This window comes from Plasticicumulans sp. (assembly GCF_035331805.1).
Classification (GTDB): Bacteria; Pseudomonadota; Gammaproteobacteria; order Competibacterales; family Competibacteraceae; genus Plasticicumulans.
The window spans coordinates 1-5,726 of record NZ_DAOLKE010000232.1 but is presented as its reverse complement, the minus strand read 5'-3'; the positions used below and the strand labels follow the sequence as shown (position 1 = coordinate 5,726).

The following is a 5,726-nucleotide window of genomic DNA, read 5'->3' as shown; positions in this document are numbered from 1 at the left end:
CCGGGGGGCTGAAAAAAGGCGAGCGTTCCGGCGTGGGCGGTATCAGTCCGCAATCTCCGGCTCGACCAGGCTGGCGAGCTGCATGAGCGATTCCTGCCAGCCGAGGTAGCACATCTCCACCGGGATGGCTTCGGGCAGGCCGCCCTGCTCGATCTGCAGATCGGTGCCGCAGAGCACCGCGCGCAGCCGGATCGTCACGTTCATCAGGCCGGGCAGGTTCGGGTCATCGAAGCGGTCGACGTAGCGGATCCGCTGCTCCGGCAGCAGTTCGAGGTATTCGCCGCCGAAGAAGTGTTCGCGCCCGGTCGCGAAGTTGCGGAACGACATGCGGAAGTGCCCGCCGACCTGCGCGTCGAGCTCGTGCACGCGGCACAGGAAGCCGTAGGGCGGCAGCCAGCGGCACAGCGCATCGGCATCGAGGAAGGCGCGGTAGACCCGCCCGGGCGGGGCGCGCAGCACGCGGTGCAGGCGGACGGTTTGCTCGGACATGACGGCTGCGACCTCGGCGGGAGCGGCGGAAACCTGCGTCAGCGTAGCGGCTGACGGCCCTCAGGCCAGTCCGAGGCGCTTCATGCGCCGCCACAGCGTCGCGCGGCTGATGCCGAGCAGCGTGGCCGCGACATCGCGCCGGCCGTGGCTGCGCTCGAGCGCGGCGCGGATGCGCTCGCGTTCCTGCTGCCCGATGACTTCGGGCGCGCCCGGCAGCGCCGCGGCAGCGCCGTCGCCGTGCACGGCAGCGGCGAAGCCATCGGGCAGGTCCTCCAGCTCGATGCGCGTGCCGCGTGCGAGCAGCACGGCGCGCTCCAGCACGTTGGCGAGTTCGCGGACGTTGCCGGGCCACGGATGCGCGAGGAACAGCCGCAGCACCTCCGGCGACAGCGCCTGCACGTTGCGCCCGAAGCGCGCGCCGTAGCGTTCGAGCAGCGACTGCGCGAGCAGCAGCACGTCGTTGTCGCGCTCGCGCAGCGCCGGCATGCGGATGCTGACGACGTTGAGCCGGTAGAAGAGATCGGCGCGGAACTGCCCGGCCCCGACCCGCGCTTCGAGGTCGCGGTGCGTGGCGGCGACGATGCGCACGTCGACCGGCCGCTCGCGGTGCTCGCCGACGCGCACGATCACGCCTTCCTGCAGCACGCGCAGCAGCGCGGCCTGCGCCGAGGGGCTCAGCTCGCCGACCTCGTCGAGGAACAGCGTGCCGCCGCTCGCGGCCTCGAACAGGCCGGCGCGCTCGCCGGCGGCGCCGGTATAGGCGCCCTTCGCGTGGCCGAACAGCTCGGCGATCTGCAGGCTTTCGGTCAGCGTCGCGCAGTTGAGCGCGATCCACGGTCCGGCGGCGCGCGCCGAGGCGGCGTGGATGCCGCGCGCCAGCAACTCCTTGCCGGTGCCGCTCTCGCCGGTCACCAGCACCGTCGAGCTGACACCGGCGACCGCGCGCGCGATGTCGATGGCGCGCGCGAGCGCGGGGCTGCGGCCGGTCAGCGTCGAGAATGCCGCCGAGGCCGCCGCGCCGGCGGCCGGCGCGGCGCCGAGCTGTTCGCGCAGTTCGCGGATCGTGCGGCTCTGCGCCTCGACGGTCTGCTCCAGCTCGCGGAACAGCCGGCCGAGGTCGAGTCGGCGATAGTCATCCGCGCAGCCGGGGAAGTGTTTTTCCATGTCCTCGCGAAAGCCGACGCGAAAGCGGCAGTACGGATGGCCCTGGGCGCGGCAGGCGGTCTCGACGATCACGACCTCGCGCTGCAGCAGGTAGCTCAGGTGTCCGCTGGCATAGCCGGAGAGCGTCCAGCACACCGGTTCGCTGCTGCGCCCGAGCAGCAGGTGGTGCTGCTCGGCCTCGACCGAGTCGTGCCAGCGCGAGCGGATGTCGAGCACGCCGCGCGCCAGATCGACGTGCGTGCCCTCGGGCTCGGTCTCGATGCGCGCGTGGCCCTCGCGCTCGTGCAGCACGGTGCCGAGGTGCATCTGCAGCTCGACCGGCAGCTCCGGATGGCGCAGGCGCAGCGCGTGGCCGTCCTGGAAGCCGGACTGGTAGCCGTAGCGTTTCAGCACGCCGCGCGCCAGATCGGCGCCGAGCATGCGGATCAGCTCCTCGCGCAGCTGCCCGAGCGAGCGCGCCGACTGCACGACCATGCGCCGGCCCTGCAGCAGCATGCGTCCGCCGTGCTCGCCGAGCGTGAAGCGCTGCAGCAGATGCTCGATGTCGGCACGCAGCGCGGCGAAGGCCGGGCCGTTCGGGGGAGAGGGATCGGTCATCGGGGGAAGGGTTTCAGCCGCAGGAAAATCAGGGGGATGTCGCAGCGGATGTTTCATGACAGCGCAACCATGAAACGTGTCTGCAACGCAGGCTGCAACCGTGCATGAACGCCTGTTCACATTCCGAGTGTAACACTCGGTTTTTTCCACCTTGTGCGAACTGGCCCGAAACCTGCGCAGGCTGGCTCGCCCGGCCGGGTCTTCGAAAGAAAGCTCATCCCCTCCGCAGGAGCCGACCCATGACCGACCGTACCGCGCTCGAACAGCTGACGCCCGACAACAGCGTGCTGCTGTTCATCGATCACCAGCCGCAGATGGCCTTCGGCGTCGCCAACATCGATCGCCAGACGCTGAAGAACAACGTCGTCGCCCTCGCCAAGTCGGCGAAGGTGTTCGGCGTGCCGACCTTCATCACCACGGTCGAGACCGAATCCTTCAGCGGCTACACGTGGCCGGAGCTGCTCGACGTCTATCCGGACGCAGCCCTGCTGGAGCGCACCAGCATGAATTCCTGGGACGATGCCAAGGTGCGCGACGCGATCAATGGCAGCGGCCGCCGGAAGCTGATCCTCTCCGGCCTCTGGACCGAGGTCTGCATCAACTCGGCCGCCAACTCGGCGATGCTCGACGGCTACGAGGTCTACGTCGTCGCCGATGCCTGCGGCGGCACCAGCAAGGACGCGCACGACTACTCGATGCTGCGCATGATCCAGGCCGGCATCCGGCCGCTGACCTGGCAGCAGACCCTGCTCGAATGGCAGCGCGACTGGGCGCGGCGCGAGCACTACGACGAGGTCATGGCCATCGTGCGCGAGCACAGCGGCGCCTACGGCATGGGTGTCGACTACGCCTACACGCGCGTGCACGGCGCACAGCAGCGCGGCCAGTGGCGCGGCAGCGTGCGCAAGTGAACGCCGCCGCACCGGCAGCCGCAGCGCCCGAGCCGCCCGAGCCTTCCGAACCGCCCGCCGCGGTGTTCGGCGGTGCCCACGCCGGCCACGTCAGCTTCGTGATCCGCCACCGCGTCGAACCCCGCCGGCGCGCGGACTACGAGCGCTGGCTGACGCGGATCATGCCGGTGGCGGCCACGTATCCGGGCCATCTCGGCGTCAGCGTCATCCGCCCGGATGCGCCCGGCACGCCGTACACGATCGTGCTGCGCTTCGAGCGCCTGGAGCAGCTGCGCCGCTGGATGGAATCGGCCGACCGGCGCGAGCTGATCGAGCAGATCCGGCCGCTGCTCGCCGCCGGTGAGGACCTGGACATCCGCCCCGGTGCGGCCTTCTGGTTCACGCCGGCCGGCGCGCAGCCGCCGCGGCTCTGGAAGCAGGTGCTGATGACCTTCGCGGTGATCTGGCCGCTGACGCTGATCGTGCCGCAGCTCTGGCAGCCGGCGTTCACGCGCTGGCCGTGGCTCGGCGGCTGGCTGGCCGGCAACTTCGTCGTCGCGCTCAGCATCGTGCTGATCGTCGTCTGCGCGGTGATGCCGTGGCTGACGCGCCGGCTCGCCGGCTGGCTGACGCGCTGAATCCCCGCCGCCGCACCGTGCGCGGCGGCTCTCCCCCCGCTCCCCCCGAGGTATCCGCGCATGTCCGCCGACGCATCCGCTGCTCCCTCCGCCGACTCCGGCTCCGGCGCCGAGCTGATCCTGCTGAACGGCCGCTTCCATACCGTCGATCGCGAGCGCCCGGACGCGAGCGCCGTCGCCATCCGCGCCGGGCGCTTCGTCGCGGTCGGCGATGCCGCCGAGGTGATGCGCTGGCAGGGGCCGGCCAGCGTCGTCGTCAGCCTCGATGGCCACTGCGCGATTCCCGGCCTGATCGACTCGCACCTGCACCTGATCCGCGGCGGCCTGAACTACAACCTCGAACTGCGCTGGGAGGGCCTGCCCTCGCTCGCCGATGCGCTGGCGCTGCTGCGCCGCCAGGCGCAGCGCACGCCGCCCGGGCAGTGGCTGCGCGTGGTCGGCGGCTGGACCGAATTCCAGTTCGCCGAGAAGCGCCTGCCGACGCTCGCCGAGCTGAACGCCGCGGCACCGGAAACGCCGGTGTTCGTGCTGCACCTGTACGACCGCGCACTGCTCAACCGCGCCGCGCTGCGCGCCGTCGGCTACACCAGGGACACGCCCGAGCCGCCCGGCGGCGCGATCGAACGCGACGCCGCCGGCGAGCCGACCGGCCTGCTGCTCGCGAAGCCGAACGCGATGATCCTGTACGCGACGCTGGCGAAAGGCCCGAAGCTGCCGCTGGAGCAGCAGGCCAACTCGACGCGCCACTTCATGCGCGAGCTGAACCGCCTCGGCGTCACCAGCGCCATCGACGCCGGCGGCGGCTTCCAGAACTACCCGGACGACTACGCGGTGATCGACCGCCTCGCCGCCGACGGCGAGCTGACCGTGCGCATCGCCTACAACCTGTTCACGCAGCGCCCCGGGCAGGAGCTCGACGACTTCACGCACTGGACCGAAACCGTGCCGCTGCGCCAGGGCGATGACTGGTACCGGCACAACGGCGCCGGCGAGATGCTGGCGTTCTCGGCCGCCGACTTCGAGGACTTCGTGATGCCGCGCCCGGAGCTGCCGGTGCGCATGGAGACCGAGCTCGAAGCCGTCGTGCGCCGGCTCGTCGCCGGACGCTGGCCGTTCCGGCTGCACGCGACCTACGACGAATCGATCACGCGCATGCTCGACGTGTTCGAGCGCGTCGATCGCGACCTGCCGTTCGCCGGCCTGCCGTGGTTCTTCGACCACGCCGAGACGGTCAGCCCGCGCAACCTCGAACGCATCCGCGCACTCGGCGGCGGCATCGCCATCCAGCACCGCATGGCCTTCCAGGGCGAGTACTTCGTCGAGCGCTACGGCGCCGAGGCCGCGCGCGCGACGCCGCCGGTGGCGCGCATGCTCGAACTCGGCATCCCGGTCGGCGCCGGCACCGATGCCACGCGCGTGGCGAGCTACAACCCGTGGACGGCGCTGTACTGGCTGGTCAGCGGCCGCACGGTCGGCGGCCTGGCGCTGGCCCCGCACGGTCTCGCGCGCGACACCGCGCTCGAACTCTGGACGGCCGGCAGCGCCTGGTTCTCGTCGGATCAGGGCAACAAGGGCCGCATCCGCGTCGGCGAGCTGGCCGACCTGGCCGTGCTGTCGGCCGATTACTTCTCGGTGCCGGAAGAGGACATCCGCGCGATCGAATCGCTGCTGACCGTCGTCGGCGGCCGCATCGTGCACGCCGCGGGCGGCTTCGCCCCGCTGGCGCCGCCGCCGCTGCCGGTGCTGCCGGAATGGTCGCCGGTCGCGATCGCGCCTGGCCATCACCGCCCCGCTCCGCCCGCCGCCGCGCTGCCGCACCAGTGCCTGGGTGCCTGCGCCGTGCACGGCCACGCCCACGACCGCGCCCGCCGCGCCGCAGTCCCGGTCGCCGCCGGCGAGCTGCAGGGCTTCTGGGGCGCGTTCGGCTGCTCGTGCTTCGCGTTCTGAA

At 71.6% G+C, this 5,726-nt stretch carries 5 protein-coding genes; 3 read left to right on the top strand and 2 right to left on the bottom strand.

All coding sequences use genetic code 11. The features are described 5' to 3' along the window. Nucleotides 1-42 precede the first annotated feature (42 nt). Nucleotides 43-489: an SRPBCC family protein gene (locus tag PKE44_RS14060; RefSeq protein WP_324552256.1), complete on the bottom strand. Its 447-nt coding sequence runs from the start codon at nt 487-489 to the stop codon at nt 43-45. 60 nt (nt 490-549) lie between these two features. Continuing rightward, the gene (locus PKE44_RS14055) at nt 550-2,250 is read right to left on the bottom strand and encodes a sigma 54-interacting transcriptional regulator (RefSeq protein WP_324552254.1); all 1,701 of its coding nucleotides are present in this window, start codon (nt 2,248-2,250) and stop codon (nt 550-552) included. 239 nt (nt 2,251-2,489) lie between these two features. Here PKE44_RS14055 and PKE44_RS14050 point away from each other — a divergent pair, with 239 nt between their 5' ends. From PKE44_RS14050 to PKE44_RS14040, 3 genes are read left to right on the top strand one after another with little or no spacing between them, the layout of a single operon-like run. Further along, nucleotides 2,490-3,161 carry a hydrolase gene (locus tag PKE44_RS14050; RefSeq protein WP_324552252.1) on the top strand — a complete coding sequence of 224 codons (672 nt, stop codon included), beginning with the start codon at nt 2,490-2,492 and terminating at the stop codon, nt 3,159-3,161. Then, entirely contained in the window at nt 3,158-3,778 is a 621-nt protein-coding gene (locus PKE44_RS14045; RefSeq protein ID WP_324552250.1) for an antibiotic biosynthesis monooxygenase, read from the top strand. The genes PKE44_RS14050 and PKE44_RS14045 overlap by 4 nt, the downstream gene beginning before the upstream one ends. Nucleotides 3,779-3,838: 60 nt before the next feature. Continuing rightward, the gene (locus tag PKE44_RS14040) at nt 3,839-5,725 is read left to right on the top strand and encodes an amidohydrolase (RefSeq protein ID WP_324552248.1); all 1,887 of its coding nucleotides are present in this window, start codon (nt 3,839-3,841) and stop codon (nt 5,723-5,725) included. Nucleotide 5,726 lies beyond the last annotated feature (1 nt).